The following is a 23,521-nucleotide window of genomic DNA, read 5'->3' as shown; positions in this document are numbered from 1 at the left end:
ATTATTAAATCTATTCAAACCTACATAACTTTTTAAATTAAAGCTAATTTTATATAACAAAAGTAGGTTCCTATTATACTATTTTAAAAAATAGTATAATCTTGAAGTAAATATATGTTTTTTGATGTATTTAAATAATCTAATTGTTATTTTTGATAAATATTTAACTATAACTAAAGTTTCCAACTTCAAAGGAAATTAAAATTGAATTATATGCAACGCGACGAACAAATTTTTGAACTTATTCAAGCTGAAAAAGAAAGACAGCTAGAAGGTATAGAATTAATAGCATCAGAAAACTTTGTAAGCAACCAGGTAATGGAAGCTGCTGGTTCTGTATTAACTAATAAATATGCAGAGGGATATCCTGGGAAAAGATATTATGGAGGTTGTGAAGTTGTAGATGAAGTAGAACAACTAGCAATAGATAGAGCTAAAACGTTATTTGGTGCAGCTTATGTAAACGTACAACCACATTCTGGTAGTCAAGCAAACACAGCTGTATTTTTCGCTTGTTTAAATCCGGGAGATACTATTCTAGGTTTCGATTTGTCTCATGGAGGGCATTTAACACATGGGTCTTCTGTAAATTTTTCGGGAAAATTATATAATCCAGTTTTTTACGGTGTTAAAAAAGAAACAGGTTTAATTGATTATGATCATGTTGCTGAAGTTGCTCAACGCGAAAAACCAAAATTAATTATTGCTGGTGCTTCGGCGTATTCTCGTGATATGGACTTTAAGCGTTTTCGTGCTATAGCAGATGCTGTAGGAGCAATTTTAGTAGCAGATATTTCGCATCCAGCAGGATTAATTGCAAAAGGAATTTTAAGTGATCCTTTACCACATTGCCATATTGTAACCACTACAACGCATAAAACATTACGTGGCCCAAGAGGAGGGATGATTATGATGGGAGAAGATTTTGATAACCCTTTTGGTTTAAAATTGAAGAACGGAAACTTAAAAAAAATGTCTTCACTTTTAAATTCGGCTGTTTTTCCTGGAAATCAAGGTGGACCATTAGAGCATATTATTGCTGCAAAAGCAATTGCTTTTGGAGAAGCTCTTACAGATGCGTATTTACATTACATGCTACAAGTAAAGAAAAACGCAGCAGCAATGGCAGAGGCTTTAGTAAAACGAGATTATAATATTATTTCTGGAGGAACAGATAACCATATGATGCTTATCGATTTACGTAATAAAAATATTACAGGTAAAGATGCAGAAAACGCTTTGGTAAAAGCAGATATTACGGTAAATAAAAATATGGTTCCTTTTGATGATAAATCACCATTTGTAACTTCTGGAATTCGTATTGGTACACCAGCGATTACTACAAGAGGATTAAAAGAAGAAGATATGGAAGGTATTGTTGCTTTAATTGATGAAGTAATATCCAATTATCAGGATGAAGATAAATTACAAGTTATTGCAGGTAAAGTAAATGCTATGATGCATGATTTACCGCTTTTTGTAGATTAATACTATTTACATATTTTCGCTTTCGCGGAATAAAAAAGCCTACTGTTTAGTAGGCTTTTTTTATGTTAAAGATAAAATTGTTTATTTACTCAAAAGTAATATGCTGATAAGCACCTAAATCTGGTGAAGCAGTTCTGTTTACTCCTAAGATATCTAAAGGGACTTGTGAAGCAAAAGTTGTATTTCCTTGATTGTTTGCAGCAGAGTCATCTCCAATTATTAAATCATTAGCACTAGAATCTCTAAAGTCTGGTTCCTGGTTAAAAATGATGTTTTCATATTTAGTAGTATCATCAAAATCATAATTAGCACCAGAAAACGTATTATTGGTATCGCTAAATCGAACCAAGCAGTTTGTAAATTTAAAGTTAAAAACTAATGCAGCATCTTCAATTTCATCGATTATAAACTCCGGATTATCATTTCCGTAGATAATACAGTTGTTAAAATTAGCTTCCGTTAAATTGGCTACAAAGGTGGCATCTTCGGTTTCTTGAAAATTATTTATTAATAAAGCAGGGAATTGTCTAAAACTACTAGACCAATAATTAGCAATAGTACAATGCGTAAGGTTATATCTTCCTCCTAAAGTGGCAGCAAAGCTAGTTTGACCTGCATTATTTATCACTAAGTTTTCGGCAGAAATAGAGGTGTTTCTTCCTAAAACACCAAAGTTACTAGAGTTATATATTTGCGAGTTCGTTATAGTAAGATTATCTATAATGCTGTCTGGGTTTCCTTCACTTAAAACACCAACAGCAGCATTTAGAATAGTTGCATAATTTATGATGTTGTTTCTACTTCCGTCTAACAACCAGATAGTTCCCCATTGTCCAGGAACATTAGCAAAAGCAGGCTCTAACCTGTCACTTTCAAAAATCACTTGATTTTCTAATATTTCTTGATCTGTACTTAATTCACCATTTACTTGTAAGGAAGCGCCTTCGGATACTAAAAGTCCAGAATTTGCATGAAAATGTACTCTTGCTCCAGCTTCAATATTTAGAGTTTCGTTGTTTGGTACAGCTGCATAACCATAAATTACATATGGTTTTTGATTCGTAAAAGTTAATTCATCAGTTTCTAAATATCGGCCTTGAATTTCGGTTTCAACTTCCTGTCCTCCAATGTCTAAAGTTAAGGTTTCAATAACACCAGTAGTGTTGTCTTTATCGGGATAAATAAATACTGCATCTTGAACAAGGGTTACCAAATCTACGGTTTGTTGGTTGCTTCCAGCATCAAATTCTATTTTATCTGTGTATAGAAATTCATTTTCTAAGTTTGGTAAATCGTTTATATCTATGGTAGTTTCTACAAAAATATACATACTATCTTTTGCAAGAATTTCTACATTTTCAAAAGATTTTCCAGCAATACCATCTACATTTAATCTATACTCAGAGCTTTCTCCTAAAGCTAATTTAACAGAAGAGATGCTAATATCTTCACTACTTCTGTTGTATACTTTTAAATTGTAAGTGCTAGATCCAATATTTGTAAATACAGTATCTAAATAAACGGTGTCTTTAGAAAAACCAAGATTGCCATTACTAGAAGAGAAGTTAAAGTCTTTTCGGCAAGAACTCCAAAGTAAAAGAAAGGTAAAACAGATTAGAAAGTATAGCGTCTTTTTCATATGTAATAAACGAATTATAAGGCAAAAAAATATTAAATGCACTTGAATTGCTAAAAATATAACTTTTGAAACTATGTTTTAGTATTTATTTTAAAATTTCATCAATTTCTTTGGTCACTCGAGTAGGGCGCTTTGTTTCTTTTCCCATTAAACACCAAGTGGTTTCTGCGCGTAATAGTAGTTTTTGTGTACTGTCATTATGCATTTCTATAATGCTTTTTGCGGTAGCACCTTGCGAGTCCATAAATTTGGTAGTAATGTTTACTCTGTCGTTTAAGAGTGCAGAGGATTTATAATCTACTACATGTCTGCGAACCACCCAAAAATAGGAGTTGTAAATAGCATCTGGAGCAATTTGTTGCCAATGTGCTTTTGCTATATCTTGAATCCATTGTATATAGCGAATGTTATTAACGTGGTTAAGCTCGTCTAAATCTTCTTGTGTAACTGTAACTGTAAATTGAAAGGTCTTCATTAAGTCCATTTAATAGCATATTAAATTTAATATTATAATCCGTAAAAATTTGCTATTAATCTAAGACTCTCTTTTGGAAAGTTTAATTATTTAAATGTAATGAAGTGAATAGTTTCTAGAAATTAAATCAGCTATAAAACCATTTTTCTAGATGTTATGCAATAATAGTTAATTGTCTAATGCTCAGGTAGTTTTATTTGTTGATTCTTATATTAAGAAAATAGACAACTTATGGCTGTAGTTATGCGTGTTGGTTTTTGCGTTTTTTTACTAATAAAACACCAATTGGTTTCCGATTTAGCTAATAGTTTAAAAGTATCTTTATTAAAAATTTCTACAATTCTAGTAGATTTTACTCCTTCAGACTTCGTAACATAGGTTTTTATTAATAAAACGTCGTTTAAAAAAGCAGGTTGTTTATATTCTATATGATGTGAAAGTAGTATCCAGAAATATTCTTTTTTAATAGGTGTAGGAGCTATTTGTTCCCAGTTTTGTTTAGCTATATCGTTTACCCATTGCACATAACGAATATTATTAACATGATTGAGATTGTCTAAATCCTGTTTTGTTACAATAATTGTAGTTTCAAAAGTTTGCAAACTATTCTTTAATTATTTCCACTTCAAATAGTTTATCCCAACGTTTTCCTGTAATAAAAAGCGTTTTTGTTTCTGGGTTGTAAGCAATTCCATTTAAAACATCCAAGCCTTTGTGTTGAGTGACTTTCTTTTTTAATGGCGAAAAATCGATAACACCTTCAATAGCACCATTTAAAGGATTAATAATTGCTACACCATTTTTTTGATAGCGATTCGCGTAGATTTTTCCGTTTACCCATTCTAATTCATTAAGACCTACTACTTTTCCTTGGTTATGGTAAGCTTGAATGTATCCAGCTTCTGTAAGTGTTTCTGGATTTATGGTCCATATTTTTTCGGTACCATCACTTTTATAAAGTGTTTTTGTGTCATTACAAATTCCCCAACCTTCTTTGCTATTGTTATATTTAAAACTTCCAGTTTTTTCAAAAGTATTTACATCGTACACAAAACCAGTTCCGCTTTGCCAAGTTAGTTGATATACTTTATTTTTTAATATAGTTAAGCCTTCTCCAAAATAAGCTTGATCTAAATTTACATCTTTTAATACCTCACCAGTCTTATAGTTTGTTTTTCTAAGTTTAGATTCTCCATGTTGTCCTGTGCTTTCATATAATTCGCCATTAAAAAATTCTAATCCTTGTGTGTACGATGTAATATCATGAGGATACACATTAATAATTTTATAAGTATAAACTTTTGGAGATGCATTATTTAAAACGGTTAGCTTTTGGGAAATAGTTTGTGTTTCTCCATCAAATGTAATAGTAGCTTCTAGAGTTTGCTCACCAAGTTTGGTGTTTGTAAGTGTCGTTTTTTCTGTAATAGGTTTTTCGTTTAAGGTGTAACTTACAGATTCTATTTTATGGTTTTTTGGATTTTTTATGGACAGATTTAAGGCTTCTCCAAGTCTTAAAGCATTGTTTTTTGCATTAGTAATGATAGAAAAATCATTTTTTTTCTGCGTAGTATTGCTTCCACAAGATATAATAAATGACGCTAAAAATATGATTGTGAGTAATTTGAATGTTCTCATGATGTGTTAAAAGTTTCATGCAAGATATTTATTAAAATTCGGTTAAAAAAAACATTGTGAAAAAATTAAAAGGTTGTATCTTTGCACTCGGCAAGTCCTACACAACTAGCTCCTGTTGAATCCTCCAGGTCGGGAACGAAGCAAAGGTAAATGGTTGTAGCAGTGTGATGTAGGTAGCTTGCCTTTTTTTGTACCATAAACTCAAATCTTGAAAGCTTAGGCGAATCAAGATTTTTTAATTTATAGTATTCTCTATATAGTGGGAATCTCTCCATTAATATTGTATTTTTGATCCTTATAAAAATATAAATATGTCTAAAGTTGTTTTAATTACTGGAGGTTCTTCAGGGATTGGTAAATCTGTTGGAGAGTTTTTAACAGAAAAAGGATATACCGTTTATGGTACGAGTAGAAACCCTAAAAATTATACAACAAGTGCTTTTAAAATTATAGCTTTAGATGTTACAAAAGCCCAAACAATTGCAACTGCTATTCGTACTGTAATAGAAACTGAAGGTCGCTTAGATGTACTTATAAATAATGCAGGAGTTGGTATTACTGGACCTATTGAAGAAATACCAGAAGCAGAAATTAAAGCCAATTTTGAAACCAATTTTTTTGGACCAATAAATGTTATAAAGGCTGTTTTGCCACAAATGCGAAAACAAAAATCAGGTCTTATTATTAATATTACCTCTATTGCTGGCTATATGGGGCTTCCTTATAGAGGAATTTACTCTGCAAGTAAAGGGGCTTTAGAAATTATTACAGAAGCTTTTAGAATGGAAATAAAAGACTTTAATATACAAATGACGAATATTGCTCCTGGCGATTTTGCTACTAATATTGCATCAGGACGTTTTCATGCTCCTGTTCAAGAAAATTCGCCTTACAAAATACCTTATGGAAATACTCTTAAATTAATGGATACCCATGTAGATGAAGGAAAAGATCCTTTTCTTATGGCGAAAGCTGTTTATAAAGTAATAAATACAAATACACCAAAAACGCATTACAAAGTTGGTGAGTTCATGCAAAAGTTTTCTATCGTTTTAAAGCGTATATTACCAGATAAAGTTTACGAAAAAATGCTGCTAAATCATTATAAATTATAGAGTTACTATAGCCTTCTTTTTATGAAACCATTAAAAATGAGTAAAATAAATAAATTTGTAGTTTCTGTTTTTATGTTTTTTACATTTGTTAATTATGCACAAATTATAGAAATAAATGATGTAGATGCTGTAGAATCAATTTATGATTTGCAACAATTAGTTGAGGATGTCTTAATAGATAGTGATTGCGCAGTTATTAGTGATTTTTCGGAACAGGTGTTTGGAATGCCTTTAGATAGACATACAAAAAGTTATGGCTATTTTAATACCCCTACAGATAGTAATTTTCCATTTGAGAGTGGTATTGTTCTAACCACAGGAAGAGCTTATGCAGCAGGAAATACAAGAAGTAATAACAATCCTTATCCCGATTTTGGTAATGGTTTACCAGGAGACTTAGATTTAGAAATCGCACTAACTCAAAATAATACACGTGATGCTACTTTTGTTAAGTTTAATTTTACCGCTACATCTAGTGATTTTAATTTTAGATTTTTAATGGCTTCTGAAGAATATGATGGAGGTACAGAATGCAGTTTTTCAGACAGTTTTGCATTTTTATTAAGAGAAGTCGGTACAACTGACTATACAAATTTAGCAGTTTTACCAGATGGAACACCAGTTAGTGTTACTAATATTAACAATGCAGGAGCATGCAGAGCAAATATAGATTATTTTGCAGGTTATAATTTAGTAGGAACTAATTATGGAGGACGAACAAAAGTATTAACAGCAAATGCTACTGTTATACCGAATCAGGTTTACGAAATAAAAATAGTAGTTGCCGATCAAGGAGATTCTGCTTACGATTCTGCTATCTTTTTAGAAGCAGGAAGTTTTAATATTGGTTTAGATATTGGGGATGATGTAACTTTTGCTTCAGGAAATCCTGCTTGTGGTAGTTCTTTGTATACTTTAGATACACAAGTTCCAGTTACAGATGCTGCACATACCTGGTTTAGAAACGGAGTTGAAATTATTGGAGAAAATAACCAAACCTTAGATGTGAATACAGATGGTATTTATAAAGTAGAAGTAACCTATGGAACAAATTGTACAACTGAAGATGAAATTATTATAGAGTTTACCCAAAGTCCGATTGCAAATATTGTGGAAGACCAATTTATTTGTGATGATAATAATGATGGGTTTCACGTTTTTGATTTTCAGGTTTTTAATAATGTAGTGTTAGGTGCTCAGTCTACAACAAATTACGATGTTACTTACCATACATCTCTATTAGATGCAGAGAATGACAATGGTGCAATAACAAGCGATTATACCAACCAAAATGCATATCAATTAGAAACGATATATGTAAGAGTAGAAGATAAGACTTACAATTATTGCTACAGCATTGCAGATTTTAATATTAATGTTTTTAATTCGTTAACTGTATCTAATCCATTACCATTACATGTTTGTGATACAGATACTGATGGTTTTAATACCTTCGATGTAACACTAGCTGAATCCGATATTTTAAATGGTTTGCCAGCAGCTAACTATTCCTTTGCTTATTATGAAAATGAAGTAGATGCTATTCTTGGTAATGCATTGCAAATTGCTACACCAACTAGTTTTAATAATAGCTCTGCAGGGTCACAAATTATATTTGCACGTGTACAACCACTAGCGAATACATGTTTTCAGGTGATACCTGTAACTCTAATTGTGCATCCATTATTTGATATTGGATTAGACGAACAATACCTTATTTGTCTTGCAGCAAATGATAGTGTATTAGCTCCAGTAGAAGAAAATACTGCTTTACAAACGTCACCAATAAGTACCAATCTAAGTGAAACAGAATACCTTTTTCAATGGTATGAAGGTCAAGATGTAATAGCTACTAATAGTATTGTTGGAGAAACGCAATCTACATATAATGCAACTGTTGTTGGTTTTTATACAGTGCATGTTACCCATATTATTTCTAATTGTACTTATGTAGATACTACAGAAGTTATTTCTTCTTATCCACCAGAAACTATTTCTGTAGAAGTACTTACAGATGCTTTTTCTAAAAACAGCATTTTAGAAGTAACCGTTACAGGAAATGGTATGTATGAGTTTAGTTTATACGAAGGTTATTGGCAAAGCTCTTCAGTATTTAGTAATGTTTTAGGAGGAAATCATATCGTTAAAGTTAGGGATGTATATAATTGCGAACAATTGCCATACGAAGTAGCAATTATTAACTATCCAAAAGTATTTACACCAAATAATGATGGGTTTAATGATACATGGAATATTCTAGGCATTGAAAATCAATCTGCTGCAAAGATTTTTATTTTTGATAGATACGGTAAGTTAGTAAAACAATTAAGCCCTTCAAGTCTTGGTTGGGATGGAACTTTTAAAGGAGAAGAAATGCCAACTTCAGATTATTGGTTTACCTTAGAATATATAGAGCCATTAAGTAATATTAAAAAAGAGTTTACAGCGCATTTTACTCTTAAAAGATAATGTTTTATTGATTTAATAAACCTAATACTTCTTCTTCAAATTGCACTGAAAATAAGTTCGTATGTGGATCTACTATTTTTCCTTTTTTATCCAATAACATTACTTTTATTATTGGATTAATCGCTAATGCTTCTTTTGCTGCTTTAGGGTCCTTAAACTGATATTCGTTTTTTAAACTTAGGCCGTATTGGGTTAAAACTTTACTTATAGATTTTGCGTTTGGCCTATCTATATTTATAGAAATAAAGTTAACTTCTGGATATTTTTGCATTAAGTCTTTTACTTTGGTGTGACTTTCTTGCAAATGCGATTTGTAATCTGTAGACCAAAAATATAAAGCAGTAGGTTTTCTAACAAGTTTGTGCAAATTAACTTCTTGTCCTTTATAATTAACTAAGGTTAAATTTGGTATTTTATTCCCAACCTTTAATTGTTTTAAGGATTGTACTAGCTTTTTTATATAGTTTTTGTCTTTTTCGTCGGTGCTTTTTTCGTAATAATAGTTTAAAAAACTATCCAATTCTTTTAAGTTTTTTGTCTTATTTATATAATTGATAGATGAAATACTTAATAGTGGATTTTTAATGTCTTGGTCTGTAATCAAACTATCAATTAGTTTTAGTTTGTCTAAATTATAACAATATGAATTTCTTTTTAGAATACTGTCTTTAGAGATTTTTAAATGTTCCGATAGCGCTAAGTTTTTAAAATGATACCTTAAAAAAGTCTTATAGGTAAAGTAGTCTTTTAATGCATTGCTGTTATAATCTATATTTTTTCTATAGTTATAAAAGTTTTTAGGTAGCGACTGTAAATTTTTTATTTCATTATCCCCATAATAAGCAAAAGGGTAAATTTCTTTGTTTAAATAATAGTTGTAATCTATATTACCTTTTGCAATTTGATGAAACAAACCTGATGCGATATTCTTTTTAAGAAATAAATTTAGTTTTGTACTTCTAAGCTTCTTTATTGAATCTATTTTGCTTTCAAAAGCAATGGGGCTTAGTTGATAATAGTTTAATATGTTTTTGTTTATTTCTTCATTCTCAAGAAACATATTAATTAAATAATTATTCTTTTTTGCTCCATTTCCAGTAAATACTAAAGACTCATCAAAATCTATAGTATTTAACCTAATCATAATACTATCATTAGGTTCTAATAGCGCTAATTGAAATTCTTCACCATGTTGCGTTTGTAGTTTAAAAGTAAATAAGCCACTCTCTAAATCGTTTACTTGATATAAAAATCTGTTTTTGCTATCTAATAAAATAGTATCAATTATGGTGTTCGATTTACTAATGATTACTTGTTTATTAATAGGGTTTATTATTTCTCCACCAATATAAGCAGTTTTTCCTTCATCTCTAGCAACTTCTTTTTTGCACGAATAAAAGGTAAGCGTTATTAATAGTATTGAAAAAAGTAATCTCATAGTTAGGTTTAAAGCAAAGTTAATTCTTTATAACAAAAGTATAGTAAGCAACTTATACCTCTTGTTAATTCACTGTTAAAAGTTAAATCAATCCTTAAAAATCTCCCTTTTAGCACTCATTATTTTAGCATAAGAAGTTTCTTCTTATGGTTTGAATTTTTTACTTTTGCAAATTCATTCACCAAAGCTTAAGCATAGGTGTCAAAAAAATAAAAATACATATGTTATCAGTTTCTAATCTTTCTGTACAATTTGGAAAACGAATTCTTTTTGATGAAGTAAATACTACTTTCAATAACGGAAATTGCTATGGTATAATTGGTGCCAATGGAGCAGGAAAGTCTACCTTTTTAAAAATAATAGCAGGAAAGCAAGAACCAACTTCTGGAAGTGTACACCTAGAAGCAGGTAAACGTATGTCTGTTTTAGAACAAGACCATAATAAACATGATGACGATACTGTTTTAGATACTGTTTTAAAAGGAAACAAACCCTTATATGAAATTAAAACAGAAATCGATGCACTTTATGCAGACTATACTGATGAGAATGCGGAGAAAATAGGAGAGCTTCAAGTTAAATTTGAAGAAATGAACGGTTGGAATGCCGAAAGTGATGCAGCCGCAATGCTTTCTAATTTAGGTATAAAAGAAGATGCACATTATACCTTAATGAAAGACCTAGATGGGAAACAAAAAGTACGTGTTCTATTAGCGCAAGCATTATTTGGAAGTCCAGATGTTTTAATTATGGATGAGCCAACCAATGATTTAGATTATGAAACCATCACATGGTTAGAAAACTTTCTAGCAAATTATGATAGTTGTGTCATTGTAGTGTCGCATGATAGACACTTTTTAGATTCGGTTTGTACGCATATTTCAGATATTGATTTTGGGAAAATTAATCACTTCTCTGGTAATTATACTTTTTGGTATGAATCTTCACAATTAGCAGCAAGACAACATGCACAACAAAACAAAAAAGCAGAGGAGAAAAAGAAAGAACTAGAAGAATTTATTCGTCGTTTCTCTGCAAACGTTGCAAAGTCTAAGCAAGCGACTAGTAGAAAAAAAATGATTGATAAGTTAAATATTGAAGATATTAAACGTTCTAGTCGTCGATATCCAGCGATTATTTTTGAAAGGGATAGAGAAGCAGGAGATCAAATTTTAAATATTGAAGGTTTAGCGGCTTCTATTGAAGGAGAAACACTTTTTAAAAACATCGATTTAAATTTAAATAAAGGAGATAAAATAGTTGTGTTTTCTAGAGATTCTAGAGCAACAACTGCTTTCTATCAAATTATAAATAGTAAGGAACAAGCAGATGCAGGGAAATTTGCTTGGGGAGTTACAACTACACAATCTTATTTACCTTTAGACAATAGTGAATTCTTTAAAAACGATTTAACTTTGGTAGATTGGTTACGTCAGTGGGCAACTACAGAAGAGGAACGAGAAGAGGTTTTTATTAGAGGTTTCTTAGGTAAAATGATTTTTAGTGGTGAAGAAGCTCTTAAAAAATCGAATGTGCTTTCTGGAGGAGAAAAAGTGCGTTGTATGTTATCTAGAATGATGATGGTTAGAGCAAATGTTTTACAATTAGATGAGCCAACAAATCATTTAGACCTAGAGAGTATTACCGCTTTTAACAACTCGCTTAAAAACTTTAAAGGAACTGTTTTGTTTTCTACACATGATCATGAGTTTGCACAAACCGTTGCAAATAGAGTAGTGGAGCTTACTCCAAATGGTGTTATAGATAGATACACTACTTTTGATGAGTATATGCAAGATTCTAAAATAAAAGAATTACGTGATAAGATGTATCAATAAAAAAAAGGCTTAATTAAATAAAAAAAATCCTAAAGTTTTTACTTTAGGATTTTTTTTGCTTGAAAAACGAACCGCAGACATCTGCAAATGTATTCAGTTATATAAATTAAGTTTGAAGCTCTGCAGAAATACTTTCTACTATTGGTAAAGCAGTAGCTAATTCGTCTTTATTTACATATAATTCTTGTGTACCTTGATTAAATGTACCAAAACCACCTAATCTACCAGATTCCGATTCGTCCTTTACTATCGCATTAATACCAGCAGTGTTAAGTTTATCTACTATTAATTGTGTAATAATAAAATTACCTGTATAAAGCTTGACATAATTAGATTCTTCCATAGTTATTCGATTTAGCATTCCTTTAAAGTTACAAAAAAAATAGCATATTTAGAAGTAAATTTTTGGGAGTCCACAATGTTTTATCCTAATAATACCTCCTGTTATATTCTGTTTAACGAAAAAAATGACACTAAAATTGCTAGGAAATAGATATATAACATATTAAAAACTATATTTGTCATTATAAATTAATCAATAATATATTACAATGGGTAGAGGTACAGTAAAATTTTTCAATGATTCAAAAGGATTTGGATTTATTGTTGAAGACGACACAAACAAAGAACATTTTGTACACATTTCTGGTTTAATCGATGAGATTAGAGAAGGTGATGTTGTAGAATTTGAGCTTACAGAAGGTAAAAAAGGGTTAAACGCAATAAACGTTAAAGTAATAGACTAACCATTACAATTCTTTTAAAAACAAAAGCCTTTTCGTGTACGAAAAGGCTTTTTTGTTATTAAAACATTCATTACAATTATTAATAGTTCTATTATTTAGTAGTAAAATAATTGTATAACCTGTATACTCCAAAGCCAATCATAACAAAGGAAAGTACTAGTCTTAAGGTTGTAATTACTTCCTCTGTAAAAAAGTATTTATATGTAATGAAGCTACCAAGACCAAAAAATATTAGTCCAGATATTAAGCTAAAGATGCTTTTTTGTGGTGTTTTATTTTCCATTTTTTTATGATTTTTATCTTAATTCTGCACCAAGCTGTTTTTCAAAATTAGCTTGTAGCTTATTCATTATTTTATCAATCTGTTTGTCTGTAAGTGTTTTGTTTTCGTCTTGTATGGTAAAACTAACAGCATAACTTTTCTTGCCTTTTGGTAAATTCTTACCTTCATAAACATCAAATAGATTCACTTCTTTTAAAAGTTGCTTTTCGGTTTGTTTTGCAATGGTATGTATAGATTCAAAAGAAACAGCATCATCTAATAATAAAGCAAAATCTCTGCGTACTTCTGGGTATTTAGGGATTTCTTTAAATTTAATTTTGTTGTGTTTTGCAACCTCTAGGATATTGTCCCAGTTAAAATCAGCAAATAAAACTTCTTGATTAATCCCAAAATGCTTTAAAACATTCTTTTTAACCAACCCAAAACTTACTAACTTGTTTTTTCCTAGACCTAAAGTTAATCCTTCGCTAAAAATAGCATCTTTGGTTGGTGTTTCCTTAAATCTGGAAATACCTAAACGTTCTAGTATGCTCGTAATAGTTCCTTTAAAATAAAAGAAGTCATTAGGTTTGTTTAAGCCATTCCAAGCTTCAGCAGTTCTATTTCCGGTAACTAAAAGTGTAAGATGTTTGTGCTCTTCTCTAGTTTCATTATAGTTATGGTATGTTTTTCCAAATTCAAAAAACTTAATGGTACTACGTTTTCTATTTATATTGTAAGAAAGTGCTTCTAATCCAGAAAATAAAAGAGATTGTCGCATTACAGACAAGTCATTACTTAATGGGTTTAACATTACTATGTTGTGTTCTTCTTTTAGTTGGTCATCTAATTTAATATACTCAGGAGTAGTTAACGAATTTGCTAGCATTTCATAAAAACCTAATGAAGCTAATTGATTACCAACAACATTTTGTAGTTTATGATCTTCAAACCTTGAAGAGTTAGAAATAGAAGCATTTAATTTATTCGTAAATTCTATGTTGTTATAACCATAAACGCGTAAAATTTCTTCAATAATATCTGCTTCACGTTGTACATCATTTCTGTATGCAGGAACCGTTAAACCTAAACCTGTTTCTGTAACATTATTTATTTTAATTTCTAAAGAGCTTAATATACGTTTTATTGTTTCTTTAGGTATTTCTTGTCCAATTAATTTTTCTGCATTTTCAAAACTTAATCGAACTTCAAAATCTTTAATTTTATTAGGATATGCATCAATTACATCACTAGTAATTTCACCTCCTGCAAGCTCTAAAATCAATAAAGCTGCACGTTTTAATGCGTATTCTGTAATATTTGGATCAATACCTCTTTCAAATCTAAAGGAAGCATCGGTGTTTAAAGCGTGGCGTTTAGCTGTTTTACGAATGCTTACAGGATTAAAATAAGCGCTTTCTAAAAAGATACTTGTAGTGTGTTCTGTAACTCCAGAAGAGATTCCGCCAAAAACACCAGCGATACACATGGGTTTTTCGGCATCACAAATCATTAAATCATCTGCATGTAATTCTCTTTCTACTTCGTCTAGTGTTGTAAATTTAGTGCCAGCAGCAACCGTTTTTACTTCAATTTTATTTCCAATAATTTTTGCAGCATCAAAAGCGTGAAGTGGTTGCCCTAGTTCGTGTAATACATAATTGGTAACATCTACCACATTATTTTTAGGAGTTAAACCAATAGATTTTAACCTATGTTTTAACCAATCGGGAGATTCGGCAACTTTTAAGCCAGAAATAGTAACACCACAATATCTTGGTGCTAATTCTTTATTTTGTACGTCTACATCTATTTTAAGTGTTCTGTTATCCACATGAAAAGCACTTACAGAAGGTGTAATTAACTCTACATTTATGTCTTTTTGTAAAAAACCAGCTTTAAGATCTCTTGCAGTTCCGTAATGGCTCATTGCATCTGCTCTGTTTGGAGTTAAGCCAATTTCAAAAACCTGATCGTTTTCAATATTAAATAATTCGGAAGCAGCTGTGCCAACAACAGTATCTTCTGCTAAAACCATGATGCCATCGTGCGATTTCCCTAAACCAAGTTCATCTTCCGCACAAATCATTCCGTGGCTTTCTTCTCCTCGAATTTTTCCTTTTTTAATAGTCCATGCTTCTCCTTCTTCCGAATATAAAGTAGTGCCAATAGTAGCAACAGGAACTTTTTGTCCAGCTGCAACATTAGGTGCGCCACAAACAATTTGTACAGGGGTCTTTGTGCCAATATTAACAGTAGTAACCTTTAATCTGTCTGCATTTGGGTGTTGTACACAAGTTAGTACTTCTCCTACAACAACACCTTTTAATCCTCCTTTAACAGATTCGTAAGCAGCAATACCTTCTACTTCTAAACCTAAATCTGTAAGTAGTTCTTCGGTTTGTGCTGCTGTCCAGTCGGTTTTTATAAACTGCTTTATCCAGTTGTATGATATTTTCATTTGGCTTCTTTAAATTGAACTGCAAAGATAAAATAATGCAGTTAGCATTCAAGCATTGTTATAAATTTTGTAAATTAGATTTTCAATTTATCTAGTGTTTGTAAATGAAGAGATTTTTCAAGTTGTTCTTAATTATAATAATGGTAGTTTTTACTTCATGTAGAGAAACGAAAAAGGATGATGTTGTAGAAGAGGATATCACTAATGAAGTACTGAATAGCCTAGATAAAGAAGCAGATGCGCTTGAGCTTGAAATAAAAAAAGTAGAAAAGGATTTAAACCAATTAGAAAAAAATAAAAATGAAAAACTTTAAAACAATTTTAGTATTTGGCTTTGTGTTTATGTTAAGTGTTTCTGCAAGTTTTGCCCAAGATAAAAAGGTGTTAAGTGAAAAAGAAATAGCTTATAAAGAAAAACGCGCTAGTGAATCTTCTGTTTTTGCAAAACAACAAATAGCTTTATTAGAGGATAAATACGAAGTAGCAAACCCCGAACAACAAGAGCAAATTATTGAAAAAATTAAGATTCTTAAAAAAGAGAATAATATTCAAGATGATTCTAACCTTGTTATAGATGCAGATAACAAGAAAATGGACTTAGAATCTAGAGTGTTATTTGTTGAAAAGTCAAAACAACGCATTAAAATACTTAGAGAAAGAATTAAAAAAGCAGAAGCTAATGGAGAAATGACAGAAATCGAAGCAAAAGCTAAAAAAAATAATCTCGCCGAAATGGAAGAAAAACTAATAAGTCACGAACTTAAAATAGCGGAGATTAAAAAAACGTATCAGAAGTAGTTTAAGTTATTAATTCATAATATTAGGTGTTGTTTATCAGCACCTTTTTTATTTATCTTATTTTTGTTAAAAAAGCAATAACAAACATGCGTAATTTAGTATTATTAGTCTTACTTATATCTTTTTTCTCTTGCAATAACAAATCGAAAGAAACTATTGAAAACCACCTGAAACAAGGCGTGTATCGAGCAGAATTACAAATAAAGGATTCGGTGCATTTACCCTTTAATTTTAAAGTAATTGATGCTTCTCATTTACAGATATTTAATGCTGAAGAAATTATTGAAGTAGATGAAATCACCTATAAGCAGGATTCTGTTTTTATTAAAGCACCAGTTTTTGAAGGCTATTTGGCAGCAAAACTCCAGGGCGATAAACTAACAGGAAGTTTTATTAAGCCAAACTTAAATAGAGTGGTGCCTTTTACAGCAGAAAAGCAAGAAACTAGATTTAATGTATTAAATGAACCAGCAAGTATGGTAACAGGAAATTGGGAAGCTATTTTTAGTCCAGAGGATGAAGCTGAAAAATACATAGCAAAAGGGGTATTCTCACAAAAAGGAAATAAAGTTACAGGTACTTTTTTAACTACAACTGGAGATTATAGATATTTAGAGGGTGTTGTAGATGGAAATATGATGAAACTATCTACTTTTGATGGAGCACATGCTTTTTTGTTTACTGCTAAAGTTACAGATTCTACTATGATTGGAACTTTTTATTCTGGAAAACATTGGGAAGAACCATTTGAAGCAATAAAAAATGAAACTTATGAATTACCAGACGCTAACGGTTTAACTTTTCTAAAGGAAGGTTATAATAAAATTGCCTTTTCTTTTCCAGACGCGAAAGGGAATATGATTTCTTTAGAAAATGAACGCTTTAAAAATAAAGTGGTATTAGTGCAAATCATGGGGACTTGGTGTCCTAATTGTTTAGACGAAAGCAAATATTTTTCAACGTATTACAAAAATAATAAAGATAAAGGATTAGAAATTGTTGCTTTAGCCTTCGAATATGTGAAAACGGAAGCGGCTGGGTTTAAAAATATACAAAGATTACAAGAGCGAATAGCTATAGAATATCCTATTTTATTAGCGCAAACCGGAACTTCTAGTAAAGCTAAAGCGCAAGAAAAACTACCAATGTTGAATCATGTTCTAAGTTATCCAACCACCATTTTTATAGATAAAAAAGGAAAAGTTAGAAAAATTCATACCGGATTTAATGGTCCTGCTACTGGTGAGAAATTTACAGCTTTTAAAAAGGAATTTGAAGGTTTTGTAAACATGTTGTTGCTAGAATAAAAAAAGCTAGCTATGTATTTTAGTTTTGAAATTAGATTGAAAAATAATTAATACTAGCAGTATTAATGTTACTATGTTTTGGGTTTTATTTATTAATGTTAATGGGTTAAAATAGATTTGGTTGTATGTAATTTAAGATATATAATTCCATATATTTCTATACTTACTCATTTCTCTATAAGTGTTTAATATGTTTTTGTTTTCAACAGCTCCTAATGAAGGATCTTTACTTAGCACTTGTTTAGCATGAAAGCGCGCTAGTTGTAAAATGTCATTATCTTTGATAATATCTGCAATCTTAAGGTTTAAAATACCACTTTGTTGGGTTCCCATGATATCTCCAGGGCCACGTAAACGTAAATCTACTTCAGCAATTTCGAAACCATCACTAGTTCTGGTCATGGTTTGTATTCTTGTTTTGCTGTTTTCAGAAAGTTTATGGCTAGTCATGAGTATACAATAACTCTGTTCGGATCCACGTCCAACACGGCCACGTAATTGGTGTAATTGAGCCAAACCAAAGCGTTCTGCGCTTTCAATAATCATTACAGACGCATTAGGTACATTAACGCCAACCTCAATTACAGTTGTGGCAACCATGATTTGCGTTTCTCCTTTAATAAAACGTTGCATTTCGTAGTCTTTATCTGCAGGTTTCATTTTACCATGTACAATAGAGATTTGATATTCTGGTTTTGGAAAGTCTCTCTCAATACTTGCATAGCCATCCATTAAATCTTTATAGTCCATTTTTTCACTTTCTTGAATTAATGGATATACAATATAGACTTGTCTTCCTTTTGCAATTTCATCACGAATAAAACGAAATACTTTTAGTCTATTTGCGTCATATCTATGGACTGTTTTTATAGCTTTTCTTCCTGCGGGTAATTCATCAATTATGGAGATGTCTAAGTCGCCATAAACAGACATTGCTAAGGTGCGTGGAATAGGTGTTGCAGTCATGACTAAAATGTGTGGAGGAGAGGTGTTTTTTTTCCATAACTTACTTCTTTGTGCTACTCCAAATCGGTGTTGTTCATCTATGATTGCTAGCCCTAAATTTTTAAATTTCACCTTATCTTCAAGTAGTGCATGTGTACCAATTAGAATCTGTAATTGGCCATTTTCTAGTTCTTCATGAATAATTTTTCTTTCTGAAGTATTGCTTGAGCCTGTTAATAGTTTTACGCTGATATTCAAATCATTACACATCTCTACTAATCCGTTGTAGTGCTGTACTGACAAAATTGCAGTCGGAGCCATTAAGCATGCTTGAAAACCATTGTCAAGTGCTATTAACATTGACATTAGTGCTACTATTGTCTTTCCGGAGCCAACATCTCCTTGTAAAAGACGATTCATTTGTGCATTGCTTCCTAAATCATGACGTATTTCTTTTAAAACACGCTTTTGTGCATTGGTTAATTCAAAAGGTAAATGGTCTTTAAAAAAGGAATTAAAATAATTCCCAACGGTTTCAAAAGGAAAACCTTTTATCTTCGATTTATGAATTAAATTTTTTAAAATTAACTGTAATTGTATGTAAAATAATTCTTCAAATTTTAGTCTAAATTGTGCCTTAGAAAGTAGCTCTGGTGTCTTTGGGAAATGCACATTAAAAATAGCTTCAGGTTTTGAAATTAATTTTAATTCAGCGCGTAATTTTTCTGGTAATGTTTCAACAAATCTTCCTTTACTTTCTAAAAATAATTGTTGCATGATTTTGGTCATCACGCGATTTGTAATTCCTTTGTTCGACAGTTTTTCGGTTGAAGGATATATGGCTTGCATGGCAGAGCGCAAGTTTTTTTCATGCTCTTTTTGTAGCTCTATGTCTGGATGTGGCATGTTGAATTTGCCATTAAACCAGTTGGTTTTTCCAAAAATCACATAAGTTGTGTTTAGTTTTAGGCTTTCTCTAATCCATTTTTGCCCTCTAAACCAAACCAATTGCATCGTTCCTGTTTCGTCTTGAAAGGTAGCTACTAATCGTTTGCCACGTTTTTGAGCAATTTCTTCGAACTTAGTAATTTTACCAATTATTTGCACATCTGCATTATTACGCTGTAGTTGGTTTATCTTGTAATATTGCGTTCTGTCTATATATCGATTAGGAAATAGATTAAGAAGATCTTGATAGGTATGGATGCTCAATTCCTTGCGAAGCAAATCTGCGCGATTTGGTCCAACGCCTTTTAAGTAATCAATAGGAGTTTGCAAGTTTATGCTCATAAAAGCGAATTTAAACAATTCCTTTGAAAAAAGGAATCTCCAAAAGCCTTGTTGTATATTCGATTTTAATTTTCTAGTAATTTTAAAATTGCAAAACTTATGTGTATTTTGGCTTAATGGTTGCTAATAAAAGTTTTATGAAACATATCTTATTTTTTATTTCTACTTTATTTTGTTTTGTTATTCAGGCACAACAAACAGAAGTGGTGGATTTTAAAACGCTAGATGCTGTTGTTTTTTTTAATCAGATAAAAATTGATAGCACACTTTACGATTCTTATGAAATTACTTTCGATATCCTAAAAAAAACAGATTCAATTTATTTAGATGCTGTTCATATGAAGTTTAAAAACGTAGCTTTAAATGGAAAAAAAGTAAAGTATAAAAATGAAGGCAAGAAACTTGTTATTTATAATAAATTCAAGCCTTCGGAAGATAATAAATTACAATTCTTGTTTTTTGCTTCACCTAAAAAAGCCATGTATTTTGTAGGCTGGGATAATGAAGCACGAAATCAAATTTGGACACAAGGACAAGGAAAATATACTAGCAATTGGTTGCCAAGTATAGATGATATGAATGATAAAATGGAGTTTGATCTCACATTTGCTGCTCCAAAAGACTATGAAGTGGTTTCTAATGGGAAATTAATACTTAAAAACCCGAGTTCCGATTATGTGCTCTGGAAATACGACATGCAAAAACCAATGGCAAGCTATTTAGCAGCTTTGGTAGTTGGTAAATATGATAAACATGTAGAAATTTCCAAAAGCGGAATTCCTTTAGAAATGTACTACTATTCTGAAGATTCTTTAAAAGTAGAACCAACGTATAGATATACAAAAGAGATGTTCGATTTTCTAGAAGATGAAATTGGAGTTGCATATCCTTGGCAAAATTACAAACAAGTTCCTGTTCATGATTTTTTGTATGCAGGTATGGAAAACACGAGCTGTACTATTTTTTCGGATGCTTTTATGATAGACGAAACAGCTTTTATCGATAAAAATTATGTAAACGTAAATGCACACGAATTGGCGCATCAATGGTTTGGTGATTTGGTGACCGAAACCTCTGGAACGCACCATTGGTTACAAGAAGGTTTTGCAACGTATTATGCGTTACTCGTGGAAAAACAAGTCTTTGGTGATGACTATTATTATTGGAGATTATTCGAATATGCACAGGAATTAGCAACACAAGAGCAAACTGGAGGAAACACCGCGCTACTTAACCCAAAATCAAGTAGTACTACTTTTTATAAGAAAGGTGCTCTGGTTTTGCACATGCTACGAGAAAAGGTTGGAGATATCGCTTTTAAAGAAGCAGTTAGAACTTATTTAGAAAAATATGCGTATAAAAATGTAGAGACTTCTAATTTTATTAAAGAAGTTGAAAAGTCGAGTAATTTTGATTTAGAACTTTTTGTGGCTAAATGGTTAAAAGATAAAACGTTTTATTACGAAGAAGTGGAAGCTTCATTACAAAGGCAATCCGATTTTATTACCGAATATTTAATGGTAGATTGTGAAGCTTCAAATGCGAAATGTGATTATTACTTAACTTCGGGTATTTCAGATGAAGCGAAAAGCAAAATTATTTTTCAAGTTCCTAATAAAATTACTTCCGAAGTATTTAAAAATAGTATAAAAGTAAGGCAAGCGATAGCCCAAAGTTTGACTACAATTCCTTCCGAATTAAAACAAGAATACGAATCCCTTCTAGAAGATAAATCTTATGTTACTATAGAGGCAGCTTTATATAATCTTTGGGTGAATTTTCCAGAAGACAGAAATATTTATTTAGATAAAACCAAAGAAATTATTGGTTTGCCTAATAAAAATGTACGCTTGCTTTGGTTGGCTTTGTCTTTGGTAACTCCCGAATACGGATTTGATGAAAAGGAAATTCATTTAAAAGAGCTAATCAGATATACATCTCCAGCTTTTAATTATGAAATTAGGATGCAAGCGTTTACCTTTTTAAATTCTTTAGAAGTTATGAATGAAGATATTATTAGCAATTATAAAGAAGCAGAGAAACATCATAATTGGCGCATGGTGAAATTTGCTAAAACTTTTGCTAAAAAGAATAAAACTAAACTAGAAAATAACTAACTAAAAATAAATTAATGCGAGCATTAGTAATATCTGGTGGTGGAAGTAAAGGCGCTTTTGCAGGAGGAGTAGCACAGTTTTTAATAGAGCACGAACAAAGAGAGTATGATATGTTTTTAGGCACCTCTACTGGTAGTCTGTTGGTTCCACATTTAGCAGTAAATGATATTGGTAAACTGTATGATATGTTTACTAATGTAAGTCAGCATAATATTTTTAGTGTAAACCCTTTTGTACAGCATAAAAAAGATGGTAGAGAGTATGTTTCTATAAACTATATTAATTCTATTTGGCAGTTTATAAAAAGGAAAAGAACTTTTGGAGAGAGTAAAAGTTTAAAAAGACATATCCAGAAAAATTTCACAGTGCAGGAGTTTAATGCTATTAAAGCGAGTGGTAAAGATGTGGTTGTTACTGTGTCTAATTTATCTAAAAATAGAGTAGAGTATAAGTCGATTAAAGACTTTGATTACGATGCATTTTGTAATTGGATTTGGATTTCCTGTAATTATATTCCATTTATGTCTTTGGCTAAAGTGAATGGTTTTGAGTACGCAGATGGTGCTTTTGGTTGTGTAATTCCTATTCGCGAAGCTGTAAAACGAGGCGCAACAGAAATAGATGCTATTGTTTTAGAAAGTGAAAATATGGAGTACAACAAGGTACTTGGTAAGAATCCGTTTTCATTGATGTTAAATCTATTCGGACATTTATTAGATCAAGTAGAAAAAAGTGATATTGCTATTGGTAAATTGGCTGCAAAGCATAAACAAGTAAAGTTAAACTTATACTATACACCAACTAAACTAACCGAAAACTCTTTGATTTTTAGTAAAAAACTGATGACTGCTTGGTGGTTAGATGGTTTTTTATATGCTGAAGAAAAGCATGGAAAAGAATCTAGTACTGTTGCAGTAAAATATTAACTAAACATTTTACTTACTTCATCTCTAATATAAGATAAACCGGCATGGCTAGGAGGATGTCCTTCCATTATTTCGGTTAAAATTACTTCACGAAGTTTATTTGCAGAATCTGTTTTTTCTAAAGTTGCTGCTTTTCTTATTAATTGAATCGTTGCATTTTTGGATGCGTTAATCACATTCCAGCACTCGTCGGTAACATATATTTGTTGTGCTAAATTATGTTCAAACTCTTGTTCTATAGATGCAATTAGCAAAGATTCGTAGTTTTCTTTGTTGGAGGATGTTGGTTGTACCCTTAAAAGTAATTTAGCAGGAACGATACGTTCTAGAAACAAGGATAATCGTTCGTATGCTTGCAAACGTAAAGGGAAAGATTCTTTTTGCAATTCTTTATGCATTAAAAAAGTTCTTCGGTTTTTTTCATTTTCTATATGTTCTCTAAAAAATAGAAAAGCTATTGCTCCTGTAACCAAAGCAGGAATAATATACATTAAAAGGTTTATAAGTTGTTGTTCCATAATTTTTAAAATACAATTACAAACATAAGCTGTTTTTTATAATAGCGCAAA

20 protein-coding genes and 1 other RNA gene are annotated in these 23,521 nt (G+C 31.1%); 11 read left to right on the top strand and 10 right to left on the bottom strand.

Annotation, left to right across the window (positions count from 1 at the left end; genetic code table 11):
• Nucleotides 1-213 precede the first annotated feature (213 nt).
• The gene (gene glyA, locus Q4512_RS08475; RefSeq protein ID WP_303423849.1) at nt 214-1,488 is read left to right on the top strand and encodes a serine hydroxymethyltransferase; all 1,275 of its coding nucleotides are present in this window, start codon (nt 214-216) and stop codon (nt 1,486-1,488) included.
• An 85-nt stretch (nt 1,489-1,573) separates the two neighbouring features.
• Here the strand turns inward: glyA and Q4512_RS08470 are convergent, their stop codons facing one another.
• From Q4512_RS08470 to Q4512_RS08455, 4 genes are all read right to left on the bottom strand, one after another.
• Nucleotides 1,574-3,127, bottom strand: coding sequence for a hypothetical protein (locus Q4512_RS08470; RefSeq protein ID WP_303423848.1), 1,554 nt, complete (start codon nt 3,125-3,127; stop codon nt 1,574-1,576).
• Nucleotides 3,128-3,212: 85 nt separating this feature from the next.
• A complete protein-coding gene (locus Q4512_RS08465; RefSeq protein ID WP_303423847.1) occupies nt 3,213-3,602 on the bottom strand; it encodes a thioesterase family protein in 390 nt (129 codons plus the stop codon).
• 212 nt (nt 3,603-3,814) lie between these two features.
• A complete protein-coding gene (locus Q4512_RS08460) occupies nt 3,815-4,204 on the bottom strand; it encodes a thioesterase family protein (protein WP_303423846.1) in 390 nt (129 codons plus the stop codon).
• Nucleotide 4,205: 1 nt separating this feature from the next.
• The gene (locus Q4512_RS08455; RefSeq protein ID WP_303423845.1) at nt 4,206-5,240 is read right to left on the bottom strand and encodes a glutaminyl-peptide cyclotransferase; all 1,035 of its coding nucleotides are present in this window, start codon (nt 5,238-5,240) and stop codon (nt 4,206-4,208) included.
• 88 nt (nt 5,241-5,328) lie between these two features.
• Between Q4512_RS08455 and ffs the strand changes: the two genes are divergently transcribed.
• From ffs to Q4512_RS08440, 3 genes are all read left to right on the top strand, one after another.
• Nucleotides 5,329-5,427: signal recognition particle sRNA small type (ffs, locus tag Q4512_RS08450), an RNA gene on the top strand.
• 124 nt (nt 5,428-5,551) lie between these two features.
• Nucleotides 5,552-6,355, top strand: coding sequence for an SDR family oxidoreductase (locus Q4512_RS08445; protein WP_303423844.1), 804 nt, complete (start codon nt 5,552-5,554; stop codon nt 6,353-6,355).
• 36 nt (nt 6,356-6,391) lie between these two features.
• Nucleotides 6,392-8,824 (top strand): T9SS type B sorting domain-containing protein, encoded by a 2,433-nt coding sequence (locus Q4512_RS08440; protein WP_303423843.1) that lies wholly within the window; start codon nt 6,392-6,394, stop codon nt 8,822-8,824.
• Nucleotides 8,825-8,828: 4 nt separating this feature from the next.
• Here Q4512_RS08440 and Q4512_RS08435 read toward each other — a convergent pair whose 3' ends face one another.
• Entirely contained in the window at nt 8,829-10,262 is a 1,434-nt protein-coding gene (locus Q4512_RS08435; RefSeq protein ID WP_303423842.1) for a redoxin domain-containing protein, read from the bottom strand.
• Between the two features lie 221 nt (nt 10,263-10,483).
• Here Q4512_RS08435 and Q4512_RS08430 point away from each other — a divergent pair, with 221 nt between their 5' ends.
• A complete protein-coding gene (locus Q4512_RS08430; protein ID WP_303423841.1) occupies nt 10,484-12,100 on the top strand; it encodes an ABC-F family ATP-binding cassette domain-containing protein in 1,617 nt (538 codons plus the stop codon).
• A gap of 106 nt (nt 12,101-12,206) precedes the next feature.
• Here Q4512_RS08430 and Q4512_RS08425 read toward each other — a convergent pair whose 3' ends face one another.
• Entirely contained in the window at nt 12,207-12,461 is a 255-nt protein-coding gene (locus tag Q4512_RS08425; RefSeq protein WP_303423840.1) for a DUF2007 domain-containing protein, read from the bottom strand.
• A 190-nt stretch (nt 12,462-12,651) separates the two neighbouring features.
• Between Q4512_RS08425 and Q4512_RS08420 the strand changes: the two genes are divergently transcribed.
• Nucleotides 12,652-12,846 carry a cold-shock protein gene (locus tag Q4512_RS08420; protein WP_303423839.1) on the top strand — a complete coding sequence of 65 codons (195 nt, stop codon included), beginning with the start codon at nt 12,652-12,654 and terminating at the stop codon, nt 12,844-12,846.
• A gap of 91 nt (nt 12,847-12,937) precedes the next feature.
• Here the strand turns inward: Q4512_RS08420 and Q4512_RS08415 are convergent, their stop codons facing one another.
• The gene (locus Q4512_RS08415; protein WP_303423838.1) at nt 12,938-13,129 is read right to left on the bottom strand and encodes a hypothetical protein; all 192 of its coding nucleotides are present in this window, start codon (nt 13,127-13,129) and stop codon (nt 12,938-12,940) included.
• 13 nt (nt 13,130-13,142) lie between these two features.
• The gene (gene pheT, locus Q4512_RS08410; RefSeq protein ID WP_303423837.1) at nt 13,143-15,569 is read right to left on the bottom strand and encodes a phenylalanine--tRNA ligase subunit beta; all 2,427 of its coding nucleotides are present in this window, start codon (nt 15,567-15,569) and stop codon (nt 13,143-13,145) included.
• A 140-nt stretch (nt 15,570-15,709) separates the two neighbouring features.
• On the opposite strand from pheT, the gene Q4512_RS08405 reads away from it, so the two are divergent.
• From Q4512_RS08405 to Q4512_RS08395, 3 genes are all read left to right on the top strand, one after another.
• Complete coding sequence (locus Q4512_RS08405; RefSeq protein ID WP_303423836.1) at nt 15,710-15,883, top strand: hypothetical protein; 174 nt, start codon at nt 15,710-15,712, stop codon at nt 15,881-15,883.
• On the top strand, nt 15,870-16,367 hold the full coding sequence (locus tag Q4512_RS08400) for a hypothetical protein (protein WP_303423835.1): 498 nt from the start codon (nt 15,870-15,872) through the stop codon (nt 16,365-16,367). Before Q4512_RS08405 ends, Q4512_RS08400 begins: the two co-directional genes overlap by 14 nt.
• A gap of 86 nt (nt 16,368-16,453) precedes the next feature.
• Nucleotides 16,454-17,674: a TlpA disulfide reductase family protein gene (locus Q4512_RS08395; RefSeq protein ID WP_303423834.1), complete on the top strand. Its 1,221-nt coding sequence runs from the start codon at nt 16,454-16,456 to the stop codon at nt 17,672-17,674.
• A 132-nt stretch (nt 17,675-17,806) separates the two neighbouring features.
• Here the strand turns inward: Q4512_RS08395 and recG are convergent, their stop codons facing one another.
• Complete coding sequence (recG, locus tag Q4512_RS08390; RefSeq protein WP_303423833.1) at nt 17,807-19,909, bottom strand: ATP-dependent DNA helicase RecG; 2,103 nt, start codon at nt 19,907-19,909, stop codon at nt 17,807-17,809.
• Nucleotides 19,910-20,046: 137 nt separating this feature from the next.
• On the opposite strand from recG, the gene Q4512_RS08385 reads away from it, so the two are divergent.
• Entirely contained in the window at nt 20,047-22,026 is a 1,980-nt protein-coding gene (locus Q4512_RS08385; RefSeq protein WP_303423832.1) for a M1 family metallopeptidase, read from the top strand.
• A gap of 14 nt (nt 22,027-22,040) precedes the next feature.
• The gene (locus Q4512_RS08380; RefSeq protein WP_303423831.1) at nt 22,041-22,952 is read left to right on the top strand and encodes a patatin family protein; all 912 of its coding nucleotides are present in this window, start codon (nt 22,041-22,043) and stop codon (nt 22,950-22,952) included.
• Here the strand turns inward: Q4512_RS08380 and Q4512_RS08375 are convergent.
• Complete coding sequence (locus Q4512_RS08375) at nt 22,949-23,470, bottom strand: hypothetical protein (protein WP_303423830.1); 522 nt, start codon at nt 23,468-23,470, stop codon at nt 22,949-22,951. The two genes, Q4512_RS08380 and Q4512_RS08375, sit on opposite strands and share 4 nt — an antisense overlap.
• Nucleotides 23,471-23,521: the final 51 nt, after the last annotated feature.

It is taken from the genome of Oceanihabitans sp. 2_MG-2023 (assembly GCF_030547245.1).
In the GTDB taxonomy this organism is placed as follows: Bacteria; Bacteroidota; Bacteroidia; order Flavobacteriales; family Flavobacteriaceae; genus Oceanihabitans.
Note: the sequence above shows the minus strand (reverse complement) of the source record. Positions and strands in the feature narration are given on the sequence as shown.

Excerpts from the sequence above, each read along its gene's own strand:
- Q4512_RS08385 (WP_303423832.1), top strand. The coding sequence starts at position 20,047 with ATGAAACATATCTTATTTTTTATTTCTACTTTATTTTGTTTTGTTATT.
- Q4512_RS08445 (WP_303423844.1), top strand. The coding sequence starts at position 5,552 with ATGTCTAAAGTTGTTTTAATTACTGGAGGTTCTTCAGGGATTGGTAAA.
- Q4512_RS08400 (WP_303423835.1), top strand. The coding sequence starts at position 15,870 with ATGAAAAACTTTAAAACAATTTTAGTATTTGGCTTTGTGTTTATGTTA.
- Q4512_RS08465 (WP_303423847.1), bottom strand. The coding sequence starts at position 3,602 with ATGAAGACCTTTCAATTTACAGTTACAGTTACACAAGAAGATTTAGAC.
- recG (WP_303423833.1), bottom strand. The coding sequence starts at position 19,909 with ATGAGCATAAACTTGCAAACTCCTATTGATTACTTAAAAGGCGTTGGA.
- Q4512_RS08430 (WP_303423841.1), top strand. The coding sequence starts at position 10,484 with ATGTTATCAGTTTCTAATCTTTCTGTACAATTTGGAAAACGAATTCTT.
- glyA (WP_303423849.1), top strand. The coding sequence starts at position 214 with ATGCAACGCGACGAACAAATTTTTGAACTTATTCAAGCTGAAAAAGAA.
- Q4512_RS08380 (WP_303423831.1), top strand. The coding sequence starts at position 22,041 with ATGCGAGCATTAGTAATATCTGGTGGTGGAAGTAAAGGCGCTTTTGCA.
- Q4512_RS08470 (WP_303423848.1), bottom strand. The coding sequence starts at position 3,127 with ATGAAAAAGACGCTATACTTTCTAATCTGTTTTACCTTTCTTTTACTT.
- Q4512_RS08375 (WP_303423830.1), bottom strand. The coding sequence starts at position 23,470 with ATGGAACAACAACTTATAAACCTTTTAATGTATATTATTCCTGCTTTG.
- Q4512_RS08415 (WP_303423838.1), bottom strand. The coding sequence starts at position 13,129 with ATGGAAAATAAAACACCACAAAAAAGCATCTTTAGCTTAATATCTGGA.
- Q4512_RS08435 (WP_303423842.1), bottom strand. The coding sequence starts at position 10,262 with ATGAGATTACTTTTTTCAATACTATTAATAACGCTTACCTTTTATTCG.
- Q4512_RS08455 (WP_303423845.1), bottom strand. The coding sequence starts at position 5,240 with ATGAGAACATTCAAATTACTCACAATCATATTTTTAGCGTCATTTATT.
- pheT (WP_303423837.1), bottom strand. The coding sequence starts at position 15,569 with ATGAAAATATCATACAACTGGATAAAGCAGTTTATAAAAACCGACTGG.
- Q4512_RS08440 (WP_303423843.1), top strand. The coding sequence starts at position 6,392 with ATGAGTAAAATAAATAAATTTGTAGTTTCTGTTTTTATGTTTTTTACA.
- Q4512_RS08395 (WP_303423834.1), top strand. The coding sequence starts at position 16,454 with ATGCGTAATTTAGTATTATTAGTCTTACTTATATCTTTTTTCTCTTGC.
- Q4512_RS08420 (WP_303423839.1), top strand. The coding sequence starts at position 12,652 with ATGGGTAGAGGTACAGTAAAATTTTTCAATGATTCAAAAGGATTTGGA.
- Q4512_RS08405 (WP_303423836.1), top strand. The coding sequence starts at position 15,710 with ATGGTAGTTTTTACTTCATGTAGAGAAACGAAAAAGGATGATGTTGTA.
- Q4512_RS08425 (WP_303423840.1), bottom strand. The coding sequence starts at position 12,461 with ATGCTAAATCGAATAACTATGGAAGAATCTAATTATGTCAAGCTTTAT.